The 21604-nt window shown below is 37.8% G+C and carries 25 protein-coding genes; 17 read left to right on the forward strand and 8 right to left on the reverse strand.

All coding sequences use genetic code 11. The features are described from left to right. Positions 1-172 precede the first annotated feature (172 nt). The 3 genes from QLG01_RS02660 to QLG01_RS02670 are packed head-to-tail and all read left to right on the forward strand — an operon-like array spanning position 173 to position 2399. Positions 173-676 (forward strand): YfiR family protein, encoded by a 504-nt coding sequence (locus tag QLG01_RS02660; RefSeq protein WP_004796328.1) that lies wholly within the window; start codon positions 173-175, stop codon positions 674-676. A gap of 5 nt (positions 677-681) precedes the next feature. After that, positions 682-1905, forward strand: a complete 1224-nt coding sequence (locus tag QLG01_RS02665) for a diguanylate cyclase (RefSeq protein ID WP_005065229.1) — start codon at positions 682-684, stop codon at positions 1903-1905. Between the two features lie 14 nt (positions 1906-1919). Beyond that, complete coding sequence (locus tag QLG01_RS02670; RefSeq protein WP_239970236.1) at positions 1920-2399, forward strand: OmpA family protein; 480 nt, start codon at positions 1920-1922, stop codon at positions 2397-2399. Positions 2400-2450: 51 nt separating this feature from the next. Here the strand turns inward: QLG01_RS02670 and QLG01_RS02675 are convergent, their stop codons facing one another. Then, positions 2451-3461, reverse strand: coding sequence for a metallophosphoesterase (locus QLG01_RS02675; protein WP_282495768.1), 1011 nt, complete (start codon positions 3459-3461; stop codon positions 2451-2453). Positions 3462-3567: 106 nt separating this feature from the next. Here QLG01_RS02675 and QLG01_RS02680 point away from each other — a divergent pair, with 106 nt between their 5' ends. Next, positions 3568-5193 carry a phospholipase D family protein gene (locus QLG01_RS02680; protein ID WP_282495769.1) on the forward strand — a complete coding sequence of 542 codons (1626 nt, stop codon included), beginning with the start codon at positions 3568-3570 and terminating at the stop codon, positions 5191-5193. Here the strand turns inward: QLG01_RS02680 and QLG01_RS02685 are convergent, their stop codons facing one another. Then, positions 5194-6003: a lysophospholipid acyltransferase family protein gene (locus QLG01_RS02685; RefSeq protein WP_013196820.1), complete on the reverse strand. Its 810-nt coding sequence runs from the start codon at positions 6001-6003 to the stop codon at positions 5194-5196. Between the two features lie 214 nt (positions 6004-6217). Between QLG01_RS02685 and hflX the strand changes: the two genes are divergently transcribed. The 4 genes from hflX (at position 6218) to QLG01_RS02705 (ending at position 9177) form a co-directional block, all read left to right on the forward strand. Next, entirely contained in the window at positions 6218-7561 is a 1344-nt protein-coding gene (hflX, locus tag QLG01_RS02690) for a ribosome rescue GTPase HflX (protein WP_005299917.1), read from the forward strand. A 33-nt stretch (positions 7562-7594) separates the two neighbouring features. Next, on the forward strand, positions 7595-7966 hold the full coding sequence (locus QLG01_RS02695) for a hypothetical protein (protein WP_282495770.1): 372 nt from the start codon (positions 7595-7597) through the stop codon (positions 7964-7966). Between the two features lie 10 nt (positions 7967-7976). Beyond that, the gene (locus tag QLG01_RS02700) at positions 7977-8651 is read left to right on the forward strand and encodes an LrgB family protein (RefSeq protein ID WP_009388694.1); all 675 of its coding nucleotides are present in this window, start codon (positions 7977-7979) and stop codon (positions 8649-8651) included. An 82-nt stretch (positions 8652-8733) separates the two neighbouring features. Then, complete coding sequence (locus tag QLG01_RS02705) at positions 8734-9177, forward strand: DUF2147 domain-containing protein (protein ID WP_282495785.1); 444 nt, start codon at positions 8734-8736, stop codon at positions 9175-9177. A 38-nt stretch (positions 9178-9215) separates the two neighbouring features. On the opposite strand, the gene QLG01_RS02710 is transcribed toward QLG01_RS02705, so the two are convergent. Genes QLG01_RS02710 through pdxA form a run of 3 tightly spaced genes read right to left on the reverse strand, consistent with a single transcriptional unit; the run spans position 9216 to position 11875 of the window. Continuing rightward, positions 9216-10055 carry a symmetrical bis(5'-nucleosyl)-tetraphosphatase gene (locus QLG01_RS02710; RefSeq protein WP_282495771.1) on the reverse strand — a complete coding sequence of 280 codons (840 nt, stop codon included), beginning with the start codon at positions 10053-10055 and terminating at the stop codon, positions 9216-9218. Beyond that, complete coding sequence (gene rsmA / locus QLG01_RS02715) at positions 10056-10868, reverse strand: 16S rRNA (adenine(1518)-N(6)/adenine(1519)-N(6))-dimethyltransferase RsmA (RefSeq protein ID WP_013196817.1); 813 nt, start codon at positions 10866-10868, stop codon at positions 10056-10058. Positions 10869-10891: 23 nt separating this feature from the next. Beyond that, positions 10892-11875, reverse strand: a complete 984-nt coding sequence (pdxA, locus tag QLG01_RS02720) for a 4-hydroxythreonine-4-phosphate dehydrogenase PdxA (RefSeq protein ID WP_081399105.1) — start codon at positions 11873-11875, stop codon at positions 10892-10894. A gap of 173 nt (positions 11876-12048) precedes the next feature. Here pdxA and rplM point away from each other — a divergent pair, with 173 nt between their 5' ends. The 9 genes from rplM (at position 12049) to QLG01_RS02765 (ending at position 17546) form a co-directional block, all read left to right on the forward strand. Then, complete coding sequence (gene rplM, locus QLG01_RS02725) at positions 12049-12477, forward strand: 50S ribosomal protein L13 (RefSeq protein WP_003656097.1); 429 nt, start codon at positions 12049-12051, stop codon at positions 12475-12477. Positions 12478-12489: 12 nt separating this feature from the next. After that, positions 12490-12876 (forward strand): 30S ribosomal protein S9, encoded by a 387-nt coding sequence (gene rpsI / locus QLG01_RS02730; RefSeq protein ID WP_002048725.1) that lies wholly within the window; start codon positions 12490-12492, stop codon positions 12874-12876. Positions 12877-13050: 174 nt separating this feature from the next. Beyond that, complete coding sequence (locus QLG01_RS02735; protein WP_005299902.1) at positions 13051-13704, forward strand: glutathione S-transferase N-terminal domain-containing protein; 654 nt, start codon at positions 13051-13053, stop codon at positions 13702-13704. Positions 13705-13710: 6 nt separating this feature from the next. Beyond that, the gene (locus QLG01_RS02740) at positions 13711-14145 is read left to right on the forward strand and encodes a ClpXP protease specificity-enhancing factor (protein ID WP_005299900.1); all 435 of its coding nucleotides are present in this window, start codon (positions 13711-13713) and stop codon (positions 14143-14145) included. A gap of 17 nt (positions 14146-14162) precedes the next feature. Continuing rightward, a complete protein-coding gene (locus QLG01_RS02745) occupies positions 14163-14819 on the forward strand; it encodes a hypothetical protein (protein WP_282495772.1) in 657 nt (218 codons plus the stop codon). Positions 14820-15156: 337 nt separating this feature from the next. Continuing rightward, the gene (locus QLG01_RS02750; protein ID WP_005299893.1) at positions 15157-15516 is read left to right on the forward strand and encodes a hypothetical protein; all 360 of its coding nucleotides are present in this window, start codon (positions 15157-15159) and stop codon (positions 15514-15516) included. 83 nt (positions 15517-15599) lie between these two features. Then, positions 15600-16565, forward strand: a complete 966-nt coding sequence (locus QLG01_RS02755) for a hypothetical protein (protein WP_282495773.1) — start codon at positions 15600-15602, stop codon at positions 16563-16565. A gap of 8 nt (positions 16566-16573) precedes the next feature. Continuing rightward, positions 16574-17134, forward strand: coding sequence for an ATP/GTP-binding protein (locus tag QLG01_RS02760; protein ID WP_224970865.1), 561 nt, complete (start codon positions 16574-16576; stop codon positions 17132-17134). Further along, positions 17127-17546, forward strand: coding sequence for a roadblock/LC7 domain-containing protein (locus QLG01_RS02765; protein ID WP_004796294.1), 420 nt, complete (start codon positions 17127-17129; stop codon positions 17544-17546). Before QLG01_RS02760 ends, QLG01_RS02765 begins: the two co-directional genes overlap by 8 nt. A gap of 52 nt (positions 17547-17598) precedes the next feature. On the opposite strand, the gene QLG01_RS02770 is transcribed toward QLG01_RS02765, so the two are convergent. Genes QLG01_RS02770 through QLG01_RS02780 form a run of 3 tightly spaced genes read right to left on the reverse strand, consistent with a single transcriptional unit; the run spans position 17599 to position 21568 of the window. After that, positions 17599-19539 carry an acetyl/propionyl/methylcrotonyl-CoA carboxylase subunit alpha gene (locus QLG01_RS02770; protein ID WP_282495774.1) on the reverse strand — a complete coding sequence of 647 codons (1941 nt, stop codon included), beginning with the start codon at positions 19537-19539 and terminating at the stop codon, positions 17599-17601. Between the two features lie 18 nt (positions 19540-19557). Next, a complete protein-coding gene (locus tag QLG01_RS02775) occupies positions 19558-20394 on the reverse strand; it encodes an enoyl-CoA hydratase-related protein (protein WP_282495776.1) in 837 nt (278 codons plus the stop codon). A gap of 16 nt (positions 20395-20410) precedes the next feature. Then, complete coding sequence (locus QLG01_RS02780) at positions 20411-21568, reverse strand: acyl-CoA dehydrogenase family protein (protein WP_282495777.1); 1158 nt, start codon at positions 21566-21568, stop codon at positions 20411-20413. Positions 21569-21604: the final 36 nt, after the last annotated feature.

Consider the following 21604-nt stretch of genomic DNA (forward strand, 5'->3'; position numbering starts at 1 on the left):
TGTGCATTATAGACCATTAAATTCCTTTAGCAACCCCTTTTTTAATTTAATATTACCACATGTTCGTTTTTTAGCCTTTTTGGTCAACTTTAGATGAGATATTAAACTTTTTTTACTTTATCAACTTCATGTAGAATAGATTATTCGTGCAATAGTTTGGCATTAACTCACCATGTGGCAGTTCGCTAAAAAAGTATTTGTTTGCATACTTGTAGTGTTTGCTACGAGTGGGCCTTGTTATGCCAATTCAAAACATAACTTCTATGTGCTTACTTTATCTATTCTAAGCTACAGTAAGTGGGAGAATGTAAATACTCCTACTCTTTGTATTATTGATAATCCCTCTATTACATCTACGTTTCAATCTTATATCCAGCAAATGTCTTATAATTATCGTGTTCAAACTGTAAACGCGAAAGATTTTGCTCGGTCACATTGTCAGGCTGTTTATTTCTCTACGACTTCGCCCCAACAACAACAAAGCCTTATTCAGAACTATCCTTACCGTTCTTTACTTTCTTTAAGCATTAATAATCCAGAGTGCGAAATTGGAAGTATCTTTTGTTTATATAATCAAAATAATTACACTACCTTTAAAGTTAACTTAGATGCTTTAAGTCACTCCAAAGTTCATATTGATCCGAGAGTATTGCTCTTGGCTAAGAATGCGGAGTAAGGATTATGATATCAAAGTTGTATCAGTCCACTTCATTGCATGCATTATTTAGAAAATCTCAATTTACTATCTTTGCAATTACTTTCTTTATCTGCTCTTTTACGTTTGTGTCGATTTCTGTTTTTACAATGGAAACTTACGCCAAACAAAATTTGCAATTGCTTAGCCATACGCTACTAGAGCGTATTCAGCCTGCAGTTGTATTTAATGACAAAATTACGATTGAGCAAATTTTGAATGAATATACGAATGACCATTCAATTCGTACTATTCATATTTATGATTCAGAACATCATTTAATTGCACAAAGTTTTAAATTATCAAGTCAGACTTCAATTTTAGAGGGATGGTTTGATCATTGGTTTCTAAATGAACCCGTTCATCTTACAATTTATCATCACGAGCAAAATGTAGGTGAACTCACGCTTTTTGGTAGTTCCGAAAAAATATTGCAGTTCCTCAAAATGATTATGGTAGGGCTGGCAATTGCGATGTTGTTTATTGTTTGTGCTTTATGGTGGTCAGTAAACTTAACTTATCGTCAAATTATGCAGGCTATTTATCCACTTACGAATATTGCTCAAATTGTAAGTGAACAAAAAGCTTATAATCTTCGTTTTCCTTATAATCGAATTAAAGAATTTCAAGATTTAAATACCGTTTTTAATGAGTTACTTGAAGAAATTCAGATATGGGATAACCAGCTACAAAAGGAAAATCGTAAATTATCCTTTCAGGCTCACCATGACCAACTCACCTTATTGCCTAATAGACATTATTTTTATCAGATTCTCTTAGACATGTTTGAAGATAAGGGTTTTGATAACAAGTCTGCGTTATTATTTATAGATAACAACAACTTCAAAGCAATTAATGATCAGTTTGGCCATTTAGCTGGAGATGAAGTTTTAAAAGAAATGGCGAATCGTCTGCAAACTCGTCTACGTCATCAAGATTTTATTGCACGATTAGGCGGCGACGAATTTGCTGTCATTTTGCATTCCATTAGTCATGCTGATCATTTAATATCTATTGCTGAAAATTTACTCGAAAGCTGTAAAGAACCTTTGCATCTGAATGGTCAAACGATTTACTTCAGTTTTAGTGTAGGTATTGCTTTATCACAATTTGCATCTAGCCCCGAAGATTTCATTATGCAAGCAGACCAAGCAATGTATAAGGCTAAAAATTCGGATGAACACTGGTTTATTTATAAACCTGAAAATTAAATTTAGGCTAATCTATGAATACAAGATCTCTAAAACTCTCCTTTATTGCATTGTTATGCATTACTCTTGCAGGGTGCCTGAGTTTTGGTCCATTAAAATATCGTCAGGTAAAATTACTCAAAAAAGAAGGTTTCGTTCTTACCGATGAAGGATGGACTTTAGGTTTACCAGAACGTTTGTTATTTGACTTTAATAATGCAGAGTTAAAACAAAGTCATGAGGCTGAATTAGTACGTCTAGCAAATCAATTGAATAAATATGATCTAAATAAATTGAAAATTGTGGGTCATACTGATGATGTTGGCGATGCTACTTATAATCAAAAGTTATCTGAAGAGCGTGCACAAAGTGTAGCAAACCTTTTCTTAGCTCGTGGATTTAAAAAAGAAAATATCTACGTGATTGGTCGTGGTTCAACACAACCTTATGTTCCAAATACAACCAATGAAAATCGTGCAATTAACAGACGTGTTGCAATTGTCGTTATTCCATAAGTAAGCTTAATTCATAAAAAAAGCCAATCCTCTGTGATTGGCTTTTTTATTTTAAACTAACTCAATAATATCAATAGTTGGCGGCACTCTAAAACGTAAAGGAATTCCGACCATTCCTGTGCCAACGGTAACGAAGACATCTGCATGTTCGTGAGAGTAAAATCCACGTTTGTGACCTAAAATTGATACTTTTTTCATAATATAGTTAGTCAGCCATGGGAGCTCCACCTGCCCTCCATGTGTGTGTCCTGATAACATTAATGGACGATTCGGTAATTTAGGCACCATATCGACCGTATCTGGATTATGAGACAAAATTAACCAAGGTTTGTCTTGAGGTAAATCTGGCATGAAACGCATATCGGTTTTTCCAGCCCAAAGATCACCAATACCAATCAGACGGAATTCTTCAAAATCAACTATTTTGCCTTCAATATCGACAACTTCATTATAAAACAAGGCATCTTTTAATAATTGTTGAATCGGTGGCCCAGGATATTGCTCATCATGATTTCCAGGAACAGAGTAAACAGGCGCCTGAATTTCTTTTAAAACACTTAACTCTTCAATTAGTCTATCTTCTGGTTCATATGTCCAGTCACCAGCCACAACCACTAAATCTGGTTGCTGCTCATTTAATTTTCTAACTATGGTTTTGAGTTGACGTTCATGCCCTGAAAATAAACCAATATGTAAATCTGCAATTAGGGCTACTTTGACTGGCTTATTAAAACTACGATCTGGATTTAAGCGATATTGATGAGTATCGACACGGACTAGATGAGGTTCAATAAATCGGGCATAAATTAAAACACCACTTAAGAAAAAGATAAAAATACCTTGGTGAATTGAGTAGTAACCAATCCAAGCAGCATATAAATTAAAAAACCAGAGAGGAATAAGTAGATAAGAGAGATAAAATGCGAGTAAATGCACAAAAGCTTTAAATGGATGAATCGTCTCGGTCCGAGATTGATGAATCCAAGCCTCAGAAATTCCCCATAGAGCAAGTATTGAAAATATAAAGTAAAAACAAAAAATAATTGAATTTGGATTCCACATTACAACTCTCGACTTATCTTCTATTGATTGCTAGTAATCAAATTCAATATTTATCTTTCAATATGCACGAATTATACTCTAGCTCACGTTATCGTATGTACTGATTATGGCACAATCCTCTCCTTCCAAACAGCTTCAAACGAATCAACAAGCTAGAAGCTTTTTGATAAAAGCCTCTATAGTCCTATGTTCTAGTTTTGCTGTGGGTTTGACAGGATGTAGTACTCTGCCAAAACATGGTGTCGAACCATTAGAATATGCAAATGATATCGACACATCAGAGACTTCACTTGCACAAATTATTACTCCCTTACGTCAGCAAAACCCAAAGCTAACGGGTTACCACGTCTTAAATGATCCATTGGAGGCTCTAGCAGCCCGCCTAAGATTAATTGATAAAGCTGAAAAGACTTTAGATTTACAATATTACATTTGGGATAATGACAAAGTTGGAGCTTTAGCTTTACATGCCATTATTCGAGCAGCTGATCGCGGAGTAAAAGTCCGACTTCTTATTGATGACAATAATGCAAAAAAAATGGAAGGGATCTTACTCGCTCTTTCTCAGCATAAAAATATTGAAGTTAAGCTTTTTAACCCCTACCGTTTCCGCAAATATCGTGCGATGGATATGGTGCTTGATTTAAAACGTATCAATCGTCGCATGCACAATAAAAGTTTTATTGCCGACAATGAGGTTGCTCTTATTGGCGGACGTAACATGACCAATCAATATTATAATGTAAGCGATAGCTATCAATTTTCTGATGTTGACGTAATGTTGGTTGGTGCTGCTGTTGATGACATTGTGAATTCTTTTGATGACTACTGGAATCATGAATACGCCTATTCAGTTCAAAGTATTGTAAGTCCTGAGCAGCACCGTTTACGCTATGAAGGATTAAAAGAGCAACTCGAAGCTCACTACCAACAAGCAACTGTCCAAAACTTTCTAAATTTAACTGCAAAATCACATGCATTTGATAAATGGTTAAATCACAATATTCAATTCGACTGGGTTAAAGCAGAAGTTGTCAAAGACTCGCCTGATAAAATTAAATCAAAGGCCAAAAAAGAAGAGCACTTAAATTTCCAGTTAATTAACCATCTGGAAAAACCAGAAAGTAATGTAGATCTAATTTCAGCTTATTTTATTCCTGAAAAACAAGGCGCTAAAATTTTAAGCACGCTTGCTAAAGAAGGTGTGGAAGTACGCGTTCTAACTAACTCGTTTAAAGCAAATGATGTTGCCGTTGTACATGCATTTTATGGAAAGTACCGTAAAGAACTGCTTAAAAACGGCGTACAACTTTATGAGTTTTTACCTACACCCGATAAAAGAGATTTAAATAAAAATACAGATGAGCTTGCCACCAAAGCAAAAGTAAACATGAAAGGATTAAGCCGCTCAAGCTTACATACTAAACTGATGGCATTAGATGAACAGGTTTTTATTGGCTCATTTAATTTTGATCCACGCTCAGCTTATTTAAATACTGAAATTGGCGTAATTTTAGATAGCCCGTCATTGGCTAAGACAATTCACCATACGATGGACGAAAATTTAAATAAATATGCTTATAAGTTAAAGCTCGATGCTAACAATCATATTTATTGGCAGCAAGAAACGCCTAATGGTCCTTTAATTTATAAACAAGAACCCGAGATGAAATGGTGGCAAAAAGCAGGCATGAAATTTCTTTCATGGCTGCCACTTGAAGGCTTTATGTAATTAATTTTTTGGCTTAAGTACTTTCTGATGTAGTTGAGCCAAACCTTCTACCATTTTTTCTTGAACTTCACGCGTTAAACTCTTCACATCATGCCCTTCCACTGAAATTGGAGGCAAAGTTAACAAATGAGCAGTTACTTTCGGCATTTCAAGTACGCGTTGAATATGTTCAGCAAATGACATGTCGCCAATGAATGGCGCAACTGTATCTAATTGTCCATGACGGTTTACATAACAAATTAAACATACCTGTACTGGGCGTTGAGCCTCAATAGCAGCACCGAGCAAACGACCATGTACTTTCTTAACAGAATGTCCATCTGTAGTGGTCGCTTCAGGAAAAAACAGCACAGGAATATTTTGTTTTAAGAATTCGGTAATCTGCTCACGAATTTTAACGGAATCACCAGATCCACGCTTAATAAATAAAGTTCCACCACCTTTAGCTAGATTGCCTAAAATAGGCCAATTTTCAATTTCAGCTTTAGCAAGAAAGAAAACACGAGCTCCTGAACCTAAAACAGCAACATCGAGCCAAGAAATATGATTACTTACCCATAAAGCAGGTTCTCTAGGAATTGTTCCGTGTACTTCTACATCTAAGTTGAAAACTTGACATAAACGGCGGCAAAAATATTGAACATAGCGTGTATTGACCGGATTATTAGGATCTTTATAAAGGCCGTGTCGATAAACTAAATAAAAACCTTCACTAATTGCAGCGGTAGCCGAAGTGACTTTTTTTCCGTACAAACCTATTTTTGATAATTTCTTTAACGTTGAATTAACTATACTTTGCGTTTGAGCCATAAAATTTCACTAACGATCAATCATTGTTATACCCATCTCAAGCATTCTATACGTTTCAGAATAAACTTGCATTGATGATAGAGAACGGGAAAAAAATAAATTCAGACACCTCTAACAGCATTTAACTAATCTAAAGGATAAGAACAAACGCTTTCCCCTTTTGCATAAGTTTCATCTAGAATAAAGTTTTCCCATTTTCAGGATTTACAACCACGTGGAATATGTTGATCGGCATCAAGGCGGTGAACGCACAATTTTAGTGAGTGTTTCAGTACAATTATTAGATGATCTGGATGCCGAAGAGTTTGCTCTACTTGCACAGTCTGCTGGTGCAGATATCCTTGAACATATTAAGGTTCAGCGAAATAAACCCAATCCTAAATTTTTTATTGGTTCAGGAAAAGTCGAAGAAATTGCAGAGCGAGTTCAGGAACTAGAAGCAAGTCTAGTGATTTTTGACCATGCTTTGTCACCCGCTCAAGAACGAAATTTAGAAAGAATATTAAAATGCCGAGTTATTGATCGTACAGGATTAATTTTAGATATTTTTGCCCTGCGTGCCCGTACGCATGAAGGTAAATTACAAGTGGAACTTGCACAGCTTAAACATTTATCTACCCGCCTTATTCGTGGTTGGTCAGCCGACTTTGAGCAACAAAAAGGTGGTATTGGCTTACGTGGCCCGGGTGAAACGCAACTAGAAACAGATCGTCGTCTCATTCGTGTACGTATTGCTCAATTAAAAGATAAATTAGAAAAGGTACATCAAACCCGTATACAAGGGCGTGCTGCAAGACAAAAGGCAGCCATTCCAACTGTGTCGTTAGTAGGCTATACCAATGCTGGGAAATCGACTCTATTTAATATTTTAGCGAAAAGTGATGTCTACGCAGCCGATCAACTATTTGCAACACTCGACCCAACATTACGTCGTTTGGAATGGGATGGTATTGGTACTGTAGTGCTCGCAGATACGGTAGGTTTTGTACGAAACTTACAGCACGATTTAATTGAATCATTCAAAGCAACACTTGAAGAAACCCTAGAAGCCACACTTTTACTACATGTTATTGATAGTAATAGTCATGACATGCTTGATCAAATTGAAGCAGTTGAAGGCGTTTTAAAAGAGATTGGTGCAGATGCTCCAGTACTTCGGGTATACAACAAAATTGACCTGAGTGGTGAAGAAGCCAAAATTGTTTATGCCGAACCACATGTACCAGATCGAGTTTATGTTTCTGCTCACGCTGGCCTTGGTCTAGAGTTACTTCAAAAAGCAGTACAAGAATGTTTAATGGGACAAATTCAAAAGTTTTCTCTGATTCTTAAACCTGCTTATGGCAAATTTCGCACACAGCTTTATGCCTTAAATGTAATTGAGTCTGAACACTACGATGATGCAGGCTTATTACATATTGATGTACGTATTGCACCACATAAGCTGGAAAAGCTTATTCGCCAAGCAAAACTACCCTTAGAAGAAATCTTGGGAGAACGCGCTAATCAATTTAAGCGACCATTGGAAGAGTTTGAAATCAAGGGCGAGATCAGTTAAAACTCGATAAGTAAACTTTTAGAGATAAAAAATATGGATAAGATCAAAAGTATAGATTGGACAGCATGGGCAGCAACTTTACTACTCATTATTGGTTTTCGTGAAGGCTCTGTCATCGTCATGCGTGCTTTTGGTCATCCAGAATTAGGTAATCTGGTCGGCTTAATCAGCTTACTCACTGTTTTGATTATCTGGAGAAAGTTCAAAAAAATCCCACTCCGAATAGTTGATACGAATAATAAAATCATGAAAGAAAGTGGTTTTGCTTTTTTACCTGTTTGTGCTGGCTCTTTAATTATGTTGGTGCATATGGGGAAAGAAATTCCACTATTCCTTTTTGTTTTAGTGGTCAGCACCCTTATACCTTTGTGGGTCTATGCAAAAATGGCAAAACGTTGGTTATAAGGAGAATAAAATGTTTACGATTTTCTACGGTTTTTTGATCACACTTATTGGTTATCTATGTGCAAAACCTTTAAACCGACGCTTCCCACAAGTTCCACTTTTAGTTTTCGGCATGTTCATTGTCATTGCATTACTTTCAGTTTTACAAGTTCCTTATGAACAATATCGTCTTTATGTGAATGACTTATTTGGTCATCTATTAGGTTATGTCACAGTAGCCTTAGCTATTCCTTTAGCTGCAATGCGTTACGATGATCTTCCAATTAAATCAGTCATTGGAATTTTACTTTTTGCCAGTATTAGCGCCGTTGCTTTGCCTATGGGCCTCGCTTACTTGTTACATATGTCGGAACCTACTATTCTTGCATTTGCGACCCGCGCGGTGACTACCCCTATCGCCTTAAATATCGCAACGTTATTGCATGCTCCTGAAACGCTGGTAACACTTATTGTTATTTTATCTGGCGTTATTGGAGCAGCTTTTTCACCATTTTTACTTAAACATATTCACGATGAAAGAGCATCTGGATTAGCCTTAGGTTTAGCTGCACATGCCATAGGAACAGCTCAAGCTTGGCAACGCGGACCTGTTGCAGGTCGCTACGCTGCCTTTGGTATGGCTTTAAACGGTGTATTTACTGCAATTTGGCTGCCTACATTAATGTTGTCACTTGGCACACCATAATTAAGAAGCCTATTAAATAAACATTGAACGGTATATCAATTCGAAATAAGATGACCTTTCAATGTTAAAAGGATTTTTAATCATGGTGAAAATTTTTATTGGAGCTCTGCTCTTACTGGGGATCAACACTGCTACATTTGCAGCAGACATTACAGGTCTTTGGCAAACAATTGATGATAAAACTGGTGCTCCCAAAGCACAGGTAGAAATACGAAAAGAAGCAAATGGGACATATGCCGGGAAGATTATCAAAGTTACACCACGCCCAGGTTATACCCCTAAAGAGATTTGTGATAACTGCCCTTCGCCATATACCAATAAACCAATTATAGGATTGGATATTGCAACTGGCTTAAAACAAACAGATGATCTTAATTATACAGGTGGGAAAATTTTAGATCCTAATACTGGTAAAGTTTATGGACTTAAAGCAAAACTTAGTGCAACTGGTAAACGTCTTCATATGCGTGGATATCTTGGCGTTTCAGCATTAGGCCGTAACCAAATTTGGTTACGCGTAGAATAAAAGTTAAAAATAAAAAAGCCGCTTATGCGGCTTTTTTATTACATCACTGGATTTTCAACAGCAAAGATTTCTTTATCTTCAAGGCGATAAGCCATTAATTTTCTGCCCCAGACACAGCCGCCATCAATATTCTGAATCTGATCATTAATGGTTCTGCCCTCGAGCGCAGCCCAATGGCCAAAAATGATTTGATGAGTTTTTGCCGCTTTGCTCGGAAATTCAAACCAAGGTAAATAACCTTCCGGCATTGGTGCATCTAGAGCATCTTTAAAACTAAACTCTAAAGCCCCTTCTGCGTTGGTTAAACGCATACGGGTCAAATAATTAGTAATACAACGTAAACGAGCTGAACCCGTTAAGTCGTCTTCCCACAAATCTGGTTTTGAACCATACATTTCTGCCAAAAAAGCGTCCAATACAGATAAGTCTTGATGTGAGAGTACTGCCTCAACCTCTTTTGCAAACGTTGCAGTCTTTTGTGCATCCCAAATACAAGGTATACCTGCATGAGTAAGAATTGTGTGCTCATTCGGGAATAAACATAGAGGTTGTTTACGCAACCAATCGATTAACTCATCGCCATCAATTGCATCAATAACATCCTGCGTGCGATCTTTTTCTTTAATCTCTTTTAAACCACGCGCACCAGCAACTAAAGTCAGGTCATGATTACCAAGTACAGTTGCAGCAGCTCCCCGATCAGCAAGTTTTTTAACAAAACGTAAAGCACCTACTGAATTTTCGCCACGAGCAACCAAATCACCCGCAAACCATAAAAAATCTTGGTCTGGATCAAAACGTATTTCTTTAAGTAAGGCTTTCAGAGCTTCAAAACACCCTTGTACATCACCAATCACATAATTAAAACGTTTAGTCATTTATGCCACCATTTGATCGGCTAAGGCAACAAATTGAGCAAGTGTTAACGTTTCTGGACGAGCCATTGGATTAACGCCTGCTTTTTCAAAACCATCGTCAGCAATCATACCTTTTAGACTATTTCTTAGGGTTTTACGGCGTTGGGTAAATACATGAGCAACCAAACGAGCTAAAGCTTTTTCATCTTTTGCAACAATTGGTTTTTGTTCATATGGAACAAGGCGGAAAACAGCACTCGTTACTTTAGGTGGCGGGTTAAATGCACCAGCTGGCACCTCAAATAAAAACGTAGGTTGGCAATAATACTGAATCATTACCGACAAGCGCCCATATTCTTTCGTGTTTGGTTCGGCTGTAATACGTTCAACCACCTCTTTTTGCAGCATAAAGTGCATATCTTTAACTTTACTGCCAAATTCCAAAAGATGGAAAAGTAATGGAGTTGAAATGTTATAAGGTAAATTACCAACTACACGTAATGGTCGACCATCTTTTACCAGTTCATTAAAATCATATTTTAATGCATCAGCTTCAATAATAGTTAAACGCTCAGGATGTGGAACGCGTTCTGGTAAGCCTGCCGCTAAATCACGATCTAGCTCAACCACTGTTAATGCATCACACTCTCCAATTAAAGGAGAAGTTAAAGCAGCCAAACCAGGTCCAATTTCAACAACATTTTCACCCGCACGCGGATTCACAGAGCGCACGATTTTGGCAATGACTCGCTGATCATGTAAGAAGTTTTGACCAAAACGTTTACGAGCTTTATGCCCTTCATCTTTCGGGTTTAGGGCATTAATTTGATACATATAACATTTCCAACATGAAAAATTTAGCTCGCTGCCAAAGATAACGCTAAATCGACAGCGACATTTAAACTTGAGCTTTTTGCCAAACCAGTCCCAGCCAACGACAATGCAGTGCCATGATCGACCGAGGTTCGGATGAATGGCAAACCCAATGTAATATTGATGGCCTCACCAAACCCTTGTGATTTTAACACAGGTAAACCTTGATCATGGTACATAGCGAGTACAGCATCAGCATTTTTAAGATGCTCAGGGGTAAATAAGGTATCCGCAGGCAAGCTTAGGCTCATTTTAATTCCTTGCGCTCGATAAGTTTCGAGTACCGGATTAATGGTATCAATCTCTTCACGGCCCAAATAGCCATCTTCCCCCGCATGAGGATTTAAGCCACACACCAATATGCGCGGATCAACAATCTTAAATTTAGTTTTTAAATCATGTATTAAAATATCAATGACTTGATGTAAACGCTCTTTGGTAATTGCATCGGCAACATCTCTTAAAGGCAAATGCGTAGTCGCTAAAGCAACACGCAGAGTCTTGGTTGCAAGCATCATGACAACGCGCTTTACCCCTGCAAACTCTTGATAGTATTCAGTGTGACCACTAAACAAAATGCCTGCATCATTAATGACCGATTTTTGCACTGGTGCCGTAGCTACCCCAACACTTTTACCAAACATGGCATAATCAGCTGAGCGGCGTAATTGTTCTAATACATAAGCTGCATTAGCTGAATTTAATTGGCCATCAATAACCGCCGTTTCTAGAGGTACATGCTCTATATAAAGCTCACCTGAAGACGATGATTCAGCTTGTCCCGTATATTCTATAAATTGAATATTTATACCGAGTTTCTGGGCACGTTGTTCTAATAAATTTTGGTCACCCAAAACAACAACAGGACGTTCATCAACTCGCTGAGCCAAGCTCAAGCAAATATCTGGACCAATACCAGCCGGCTCACCGGAAGTGACATATAAAGGCAGCACAATCATCCCAGACACATAACTAAAATTTGTTTGATTTTAACATATCCCGCATTCATCGGTTTATGGATTAAATTATGTGGCTTAAACTGGATTTTTCTTGTGACTTTGAACAAACTCGTTTAGAATGCTCGCTCCTTTTGTTTGGACAGATTCCATAGTCCAAACCAACTATAATAGGTAGTGGTTTAATGAAAACTCTCAGCGCTAAGCCAGCTGAAGTTCAACATGACTGGTATGTTGTTGATGCTTCTGGCAAAACTTTAGGTCGCCTTGCGACTGAAATCGCTCGTCGTTTACGCGGTAAGCACAAAACTTCTTATACTCCTCACGTTGACACTGGCGATTACATCGTTGTGATTAATGCTGAACAAGTTCAAGTGACTGGTAAAAAAGCGCTTGATAAGAAATATTATCGCCATACTGGTTTCCCTGGTGGTATCCGTGAGACTAACTTCGAGAAGTTAATTGCTCACAAGCCTGAAGCTGTTCTTGAAAAAGCAGTTAAAGGCATGTTACCAAAAGGTCCTCTTGGTTATGCAATGATCAAAAAAATGAAAGTGTACGCTGGTACTGAGCATCCGCATGCTGCTCAACAGCCACAAGTTTTGGACATCTAAGGGATACAGCACATGGCTACTAATTATGGTACAGGTCGCCGTAAGACCGCAACTGCACGTGTTTTCTTGTCTGCTGGTACAGGCAAACTCGTTATTAACAACCGTACTTTAGAGCAATATTTCGGTCGTGAAACTGCTCGTATGGTTGTTCGTCAACCTTTAGAACTTTTAGAAGTTACTGAAAAGTTTGACCTTTACATCACTGTTAAAGGTGGTGGTATCGGTGGTCAAGCTGGCGCGATCCGTCACGGTATTACTCGTGCGCTTATCGCTGCTGACGAAACTTTAAAACCTGTTCTTCGTCAAGCTGGTTTCGTTACTCGTGATGCTCGTGAAGTTGAACGTAAGAAACTTGGTTTACGTAAAGCTCGTAAGCGTCCTCAATTCTCTAAACGTTAATTCGTTTGCCGAGTTGGACAAAAAGCCTTGGATTTTTCCAAGGCTTTTTTATTATGAAAATCGAACAATAAAATGCAAACTTATAAATATAAACAAACTATCTCTTTAGAACCGTGATTTCCTAGAGCATTTTTAGTATCCTAATCGATTCACTCAACCACGTCGTCTTGTGATATGTCGGTCGAAAACACCTCTATTCAGGGGATTACCCTTTACAGTCATGCTGATGATTTCCGTTCTCACTGGATTCGTTTTCTATTAGCAGAAAAGCAAATCAAATATCAATTGATCATAACTGACCATGAAGACGAAGATTTGGCAAGTTTGAATCCTTATAACCAATTGCCGATGTTGGTCGAGCAAAATCTTAAATTATTTTCAGCGCCTATTATTGCTGAGTATTTAGATGATCGTTATCGCCAAAGTAAGCTTTACGCAGATGCTCCAATGATGCGTGCAGAGCAGCGTCAATATATATGGAGACTTGAAAACGACTGGTTTAAGTTAGCAGATCACATGTTAAAACATGCTGATTCTTTAAATATCGAACAAAAGCAAAAAGCTCAAAAAGAATTACGTGAAACTTTAATTTCACTTACTCCCCTATTTCAGCATTTTCCCTATTTTATGTCTGAAAATTTCACAATTCTGGACTGTATGCTTGCACCTATCTTCTTAAGATTAAATAGCATGGGAATCGATTTACCGAAACAGCATTGCCGACCGATACTTTTGTATTGTAAACGTATCTTTGAGAGACCTTCTTTTGCTAAATCAATGACGGCTCAAGAGAAAAACCGTTACAATGAACTATTAAATATGGAATAGTGTGATATGTCTGAGCAAACTATTGATTTAACCCCTACACGTCCTTATCTTGCTCGTGCAATCTATGAATGGATTTGTGATAACCAGCTTACTCCTTATCTATTAGTGGATGCGACACAGCCACATACTGATGTTCCACAGCAATTTGTTAAAGATGGCCAAATCGTTTTAAATATCGTGCCTCATGCTGTTCATCAACTTATTATTGGAAATGAAGCCATTACTTTTTCTGCTCGTTTCGGGGGAGCATCAAAAGACATTTATGTACCTATTCAAGCTGTTTTAGGTATTTATGCACGTGAGAATGGACAAGGTTTATTTTTTGATCCTGAAGAATATGCCAATGTAGCGCCTGTAGAAAATACAGTAGAGTCTGAAGTACAAGAAACAATTGAAACAACATCAACTAAGAAAAAACCAACGTTAAGAATTTTAGATTAAATTTAGAGGAAGAAAGCATGGCATTTGATTTAGTCCAATACTTTGCTGAGCAGATAAAAATTCAAAAGCCTCAGCTTTTAAATCAATATCCAGTTAATGAAAAAAATAAACTGATTGATGAGGTGAATATTCTTACGCTTGGAAAACTAATTAGTTTATGGCGCCAAGATGACAATAAGATTTATCAAGAAATCAAAACTTCAGATCCACTTTATATTCAAGAAGTTGCTCGTCATTTAACAACGTCTAAGCATAATCAGTCAGCTTTAAAAAATTCTGAGCTAGAACAGAGTATTTCTGAAATTTTAACTTTGCAGTTAGCAGAACTTAACCAACTCGATGAAACAGGTGGTTTTGGGCATAATGGCTTAAAAGAATTAATTTTAGGCCAAGTAGAACATTTATCAGGTCAGGCAGAAGATTGGGTTTGGTCAACAAACCATCTAAATGAGTTAATTGGTTCTAAACCAGTGGAACAAGAAGAGCTATCATTGGATACAACAATGAAGGAGTTCAACCAAATGGTTCACCAAGCCCAACCTCATCATGATGACTTACATATTGAAAAACAAGCTACTGAGAGTTCTGTACCTACATGGTCAAAGATTATTGCCCCTGTCGTTGCTTTAGCAATTTTGGGCTATCTCTATTGTATTTACACACAACTCGTTTAGTTTAATCATTGTTATAAAAAGGGGAGTTTTTTATTCCCCTTTTTTGATTAAAATTAAAATAATTTATTAATCAATATTGTATTAATATTCTATTACAATTACTTTAACTAAATTTTAAAATATATAATGTAAACCTCATCGCAGTCTTAAAAGTATAATGTATAAATAATCTTATAATGTTTTTCCAATCTGACATTTTACGTCACTTCTTTCCCAAAAATGAAACCTCTCAATTCACTTGGTTAATTGACTTCAAATTGTTCAGAAATATAATGAATTTTAACTACTTTTAGGAAAAAGTAGTAAATATAACTTTAGAATCCTGAGAGATAAAAACATGGCTAAACTTTCTTTAGATAGCTTAACTGAAATTGATGGTTTTATTGCTTCTGCACTTGTTGATTCAGAAAGTGGATTATCACTTGCAACACAAGGTGGTGGGGAAATTGATTTAGAATTGGCAGCTGCTGGAAATACAGAAGTAGTTCGTGCAAAGCGAAATATCGCCAATGCTTTGAAATTAAATGACAATATTGAAGACATTTTAATTACATTGGGTAAGGCTTACCACTTAATTCGACCTCTAGAAAGTAATAATAATTTATTCCTTTACTTAGTGCTTGATCGTGCTAAATCGAACTTGGCTATGGCTCGTCATGAGTTAAAGTCATTTGAAAAAGAGCTAGACTTTAGCTAATTAATCTAAGATATGCTTTTTATATTTATTATAAAAAGCATATTAAAACTATTATATTACTCAATAAAACTTAATGTGATACTATGGATAGGAATTACATAAATATTGCTACTACTGGTTTAAGCTTAAAAGTTTTAGATGAATTAAAAACTTTAATCAGAAAATTAATATCTAATGAGTATAGTATTAATTGGGTCAATATTTCTAACAGTCATATTGATCTATTATTAATTAATGAAAACTTTTTTGATTCAGATAATATTCAAAACATTCTTCAAAAGAAAAAATGTCCTTATTTAAAAATTACTAAAACTTCTTCACAAAATGGATATCAACTTAATGAACATACCCTGCCTCTGCCACTAGAAAAAGTAGACTCTCTATTAGACTGGCTACAAATAAACCTAATATCTTATTTAAACCAAAAGAAGACTGTCGTAGTTTCAAATTTATCAAATGAGCCCATGCTCATTGATGATAAATTTATAAGGAATTTGCACAGCCCAGAACATGCCAAACTATACCTTTTTGATGATAAAGGCACACTCGCCATTATTGATAACAGGACTCAGATGGCTTGGTTGGAACCATCACGCCAACAAACTCAAACCAATCAAAGCTTTGATTTCACTTTTGCTAAAACCTCTGACTTCACGAAAGTGTCTCGTAAAAAAAACTACTATTTGCAGGACTGGCTATGGAATTTGATTTGGCATTCAAAAAACTTTGGAAATCTAGCTACAGAAGATAAATATTTTAAAATTGACCACTGGCCACAACCCTACCAAAAAGAATATAGAAAAGTGAGCCTACAACTCTCTGCTTGTTTTATACAGGGAGCAAAAATTACTGATGTGGCTAAGCAGCTTAACATATCAATTGATGATGTTTTACGCTTCGTTACCGCTTGTTTAATGGCAAATAATGGAAAATTTATTTCTGCAAATAAATGTGCTTACGCCCCCAATTCTTATTTAGAAAATTCAAATACAGACAATCATTTTTTTAAAAATTTTATAGGGAAGATTAGACGGCGTTTTGGTCTTTAAGGGAAGTTATGATTATACAGCAATATAAAATTGTCTTTGCAGGTAGTATGGGGGCAGGTAAAACAGAAGCGATTAAATCGTTATCTGAAATTCCAATTCTGGAAACAGAAGCATTCAACACTGATGTACAAAGCCACCAGAAAACCCAGACCACTGTAGGCATTGATTATGGTGAAATTACTTTAGATGATGGAATCAAAATCGGACTCTATGGCACCCCGGGACAAAGCCGTTTTGATTTTATATGGTCGGTCATTTGTGAAGGTGCAATTGGCGTTATTTTACTATTAGATCACAATAGTCCTAATCCCATTAACGAGCTAGAAAGCTACTTAGAAACCTTTAAAAATTATAATGATAATATTGCAATTGGTATTACTCATATTGATGAGAATAAAGAATCATCACTTCAACAATATCGTCATTGGATAAAAGAAAACGGACTGTCATATCCGTTGTTTTTTATTGATGCACGCGAGCAAGAACAAATTTTAATGATGGTTGAATCATTAATTGCATCACTTGAAGTCAAAGTAGGCTTAACATCTCAAGGGAATGATCATGCTTAGTATTCCAACTCAAAAACGCACCGCCCCTACACAACTGTTACAGCTGGCAAAAACTGAAGCTCATAATATTCTGATGAATACGCGTGGTGTAGATTTTGTAATGATTTGCTCTTCTGATGGTTTTGAATTAGCGACAGTAAGTCATAAAAATTACCATAACACCACCAAATTAGCAGCGGTGAGTAGCTCAATTTTGGCAATGGTCACTGCTTTTTTAAAAGAGATTCAACTCACTGGCTGTAATAACATTACTTTAGATGCAGATAATGGTAAGGCTATTCTGACGGCTATTCCAGCAACTCATCACCCGATGGTTATGGTCACGCTCAGCAATAAAGAGGTCCTTTTAGGGCAACTGCTTTATAGTCTAAAAAAAGCAAGTCAGTTGATTGCAGAGGCTGATGGAGAATAAATCAAGACTTATGATCGAAAATAAAAACCGCTCAAATAGAGCGGTTTTTTAATTAAATTTGAATACTAAATAACATTTGTCGTTTTTTTACTTGTTGCCCCTGTTGTCCTAACACATCTTCAACTACACCATCCACATCAGATTTAATCTGCTGTTGGATTTTCATGGCTTCAAGTACTAATAAAGTTTGACCTTTCACAACTTGATCGCCTTTATTAACCAAAATATTTACCACAGCGCCATCCATCGGTGCACAAATATTGCCATCACCAGCCACATCAGCTATTTCAGGGGCAGCATAAGTCACATTTCGTATCGCAACATTGCCATTCTCTCGATCTAAGTAAAGCTGATCACCATCTAATATATATTGCACACGGCGACGTACACCATCAATTAAATAAACTACTTGCTCTGGCGTTCTCTCAAGCACTTCAATACAAACTGTTTGATCACAAAGCTGTGCCGTAAACGTGTTATTTACAGATGAAAGCTGCAATTGAATTTGCTGATCATCATATTTAAGTTTTAATGGTAGTGGCACTCCAAGCCCAGTTTGCCACACCGCAGTGTCTTTACTTTGACTAAATAATGCAGCAGCAATCGCTAAATTTTCTAAAGATAGAACCTGCTTATGTAGGCTGCTATCGTTTTGAAAATGCCGTTGAATAAATGCGGTATTGGTATCACCAGCAACAACAACGGGATGGCGTAATAAATTGACCAAAAATTGTTTATTACTATTCACTCCAAGTAAAACACTCTCATCGACTGCACGAGCCAGTAAGCGAATTGCATCCTCACGGGTTTTACCGTATGCGATCACTTTCGCCACCATCGGGTCATAAAAAGGGCTGACTTCATCAGTCGCCAACATACCATGATCTATTCGTACATTTGGCAATGTTGCTGGCTGCCAACGTAAGACTTGGCCTGTTTGTGGTAAGAAATCTTGACGTGGGTCTTCTGCATACAAACGCACTTCGATCGCATGTCCATGTAAGATCAATTCTTGTTGCTTTAACGGTAACTGCTCACCATTCGCGACACGTAACTGCCATTCAACCAAGTCTAATCCAGTAATGAGCTCAGTGACTGGATGCTCTACCTGTAAACGGGTATTCATTTCTAAAAAATAAAATGCACCTGATGCATCTAATAAAAACTCAACCGTCCCCGCCCCGACGTAAGCACATGCTTTTGCCGCTGCTACAGCTGCTTCGCCCATTTGCTGACGCAGTTCAGACGTCATGACCGGACACGGCGCCTCTTCAACAACCTTTTGGTGACGGCGTTGAATTGAACAATCGCGCTCGAACAAATACACATAATTGCCGTGCGTATCGCCAAAAACCTGAATTTCGACATGGCGTGGAGCAATGACTGCTTTTTCTAAAATAAGCTCGCCTGAACCAAAGGCATTTTCAGCTTCGGAACGTGCGGTTTGTAATGACTCAACCAATTCGGATGACTGTTGTACCAAACGCATACCACGACCACCACCACCCGCAGAAGCTTTGACCATAATTGGAAAGCCAATCTGTTCTGCTTGTGCTGCCAAGTATTCAAGATCCTGTCGGTCACCTTCATAGCCCGGTACACAAGGGACACCCGCCTCAATCATGGCAATTTTTGAAAGGCGTTTACTGCCCATTAACTCAATTGCAGAAGCAGTAGGCCCAATAAAGGTAATCTGGTTGTCGATACATGCCTGAGCAAAATTAGTATTTTCAGACAAAAAGCCATAACCGGGGTGAACTGCATCAGCACCTGTTTTTTTGCATGCATCTATTATCTTGGTAATTGAAAGATATGACTCAGATACTTTTGAAGCACCAATATAAACAGCCTCATCGGCCTCTTGCACATGGCGAGCATTACGGTCTGCATCCGAATAAACTGCGACAGTTTGATAGCCCATTGCCTTAGCAGTTTGCATGACTCGAACTGCAATTTCACCACGATTGGCAATCAGTACTTTTGAAAATTTCATTATTTTTATCCTTATCTCTTATGGCTCATCAGCCCAGTTTGGTAACCGTTTCTGGATAAAAGCCATCGTTCCTTCTTGTCCTTCAATTCCACCAACCGCTTGGGCAAACTGCTGCGCTGCGTCATTGAGCAATTCATTTAAAGGCTCATTGAGTGTTCGATGTAACAGTGCTTTAGTCACACGTGAAGCTTGAGGAGCTACTCGTTTAATGTGTTGAATAGTTTCCTCTAGAGCTTGCTCTAGTTCGATTTCATTATGTGCAATTTGATGAACCACACCGACACTTAGTGCTGTATGTCCTTCAAAACGCATGCCGAGTAAAGCAAGTCGTCGCGCCTGAGTCAGACCAATACGTTTCACCACAAAAGGAGCAATTTGCGCAGGAATCACACCAAGTCCCGTTTCAGGTAAACCAAACTGGGCATTGTCACGGCTGATGGCAACATCGGAAACACATGCCAAACCAAAACCACCACCTAAAACAGCGCCTTCCAAAATCACTACAACCGTTTGCGGTGCACCCTCAACTTGCTCAAGCATGGCACCAAAACGGCGGTTAAAGTCAGCATAAGGCTGTAGACTACCAACATTGGTTGCTTCAACACGCAAAGCCGCCATGTCTTTAATGTCACCACCTGCACAAAAAGTCCCGCCTTCACCACGGATAATTACCGCGCGAATTGAAAGGTCATCGCGAATAGCATTAAAGACTTGTTGAATGGCATTGACCATCTTCAAGTTCATGGCATTACGGCTCTCCGGTCGATTTAACCAGAGATATAAAATACTGCCGTCTTGTTCTAATTGAATGCTGTTATCAATATCTAAAACTTGTAGAGATGCTGAAAGTGTCATGGTGTATTCCTTATTCTTATTTCTGCTTTTTAGGCAGAATGTCCATTAACTTACAGATAATCCCCAACATAATTTCATCTGCCCCACCGCCAATAGAACCTAAACGACCATCACGATACAGCTGTGATGCTGGGTTATCCCACATAAAGCCGTTACCACCCCAATATTGCAGACAACTATCGGCAACTTCACGAGTTAAACGTCCAGCTTTGAGTTTTGCCATAGATGCCAGCTTGGTCACATCTTCGCCTGCAATATGCTGTTCACACGCTTGGTAAGTTAATGCTTTAAGTGCTTCCACTTCGGTCAAGAGCTCGGCAAAACGGAAATGGATATATTGGTTATTAATGAGGGGTTGACCAAAAGTGGTACGCTCTTTTGTATAGTCGATGGTCTTTTGGATTAAATTTTCCAACCCGCCAATGGCATTGGCACAAGCCCATAGACGCTCTTCCTGAAATTGCATCATTTGCATCATGAAGCCCATGCCTTCGACACCCACTAAGTTACGCTGTGGTACACGTACATTGTCTAAATAAACCTGCGCTGTGGTCGTTGAACGCATCCCTAATTTATTAAGTGGCTCTGAAAAACTAATACCTTTGGTTTTTGCCGGCACAATAATCATCGACTTATTGACGTGTGGTTTATCGTCAGATGTATTGGCTAAAAGACAAAAGAAGTCGGCTTGCAATGAGTTAGTAATCCACATTTTGCTGCCGTTAATGACATAGTCATCGCCATCTTTTTTTGCTGTTGTTTTAATAGCAGCAACATCCGAACCGGCATGCACTTCCGATACTGCAATTGAGGCAACATATTCCCCAGCAATCGCTGGTGTTAAAAACTCATCGCGTAATTCTTTACTACCAAAACGCGCCAAAGCAGGTGTTGCCATATCGGTTTGTACACCAATAGCTAAAGGCACCCCGCCACAAGCCGCATATCCAATTTCTTCTGCAACTACAAGGTTATACGAATAATCTAAAGCCAGACCGCCATTTTCCTCAGGCTTACAAATTCCTAATAAACCAAGATCACCCATTTTTTTAAATACGTCGTGGATTGGGAACTGCCCTTCAGCTTCCCATTCTGGAATATGTGGATTCAGCTCATTTTGAACAAATTGGCGAGCTGTGCGGCGTAATGCTTCATGTTCGGCAGTAAATTTCATGGTGTTATTCCTATTAATTTTTTTAATTGCGGTAAA

Source organism: Acinetobacter sp. V89_4 (assembly GCF_029967875.1).
GTDB classification, from domain to species: Bacteria; Pseudomonadota; Gammaproteobacteria; order Pseudomonadales; family Moraxellaceae; genus Acinetobacter; species Acinetobacter oleivorans.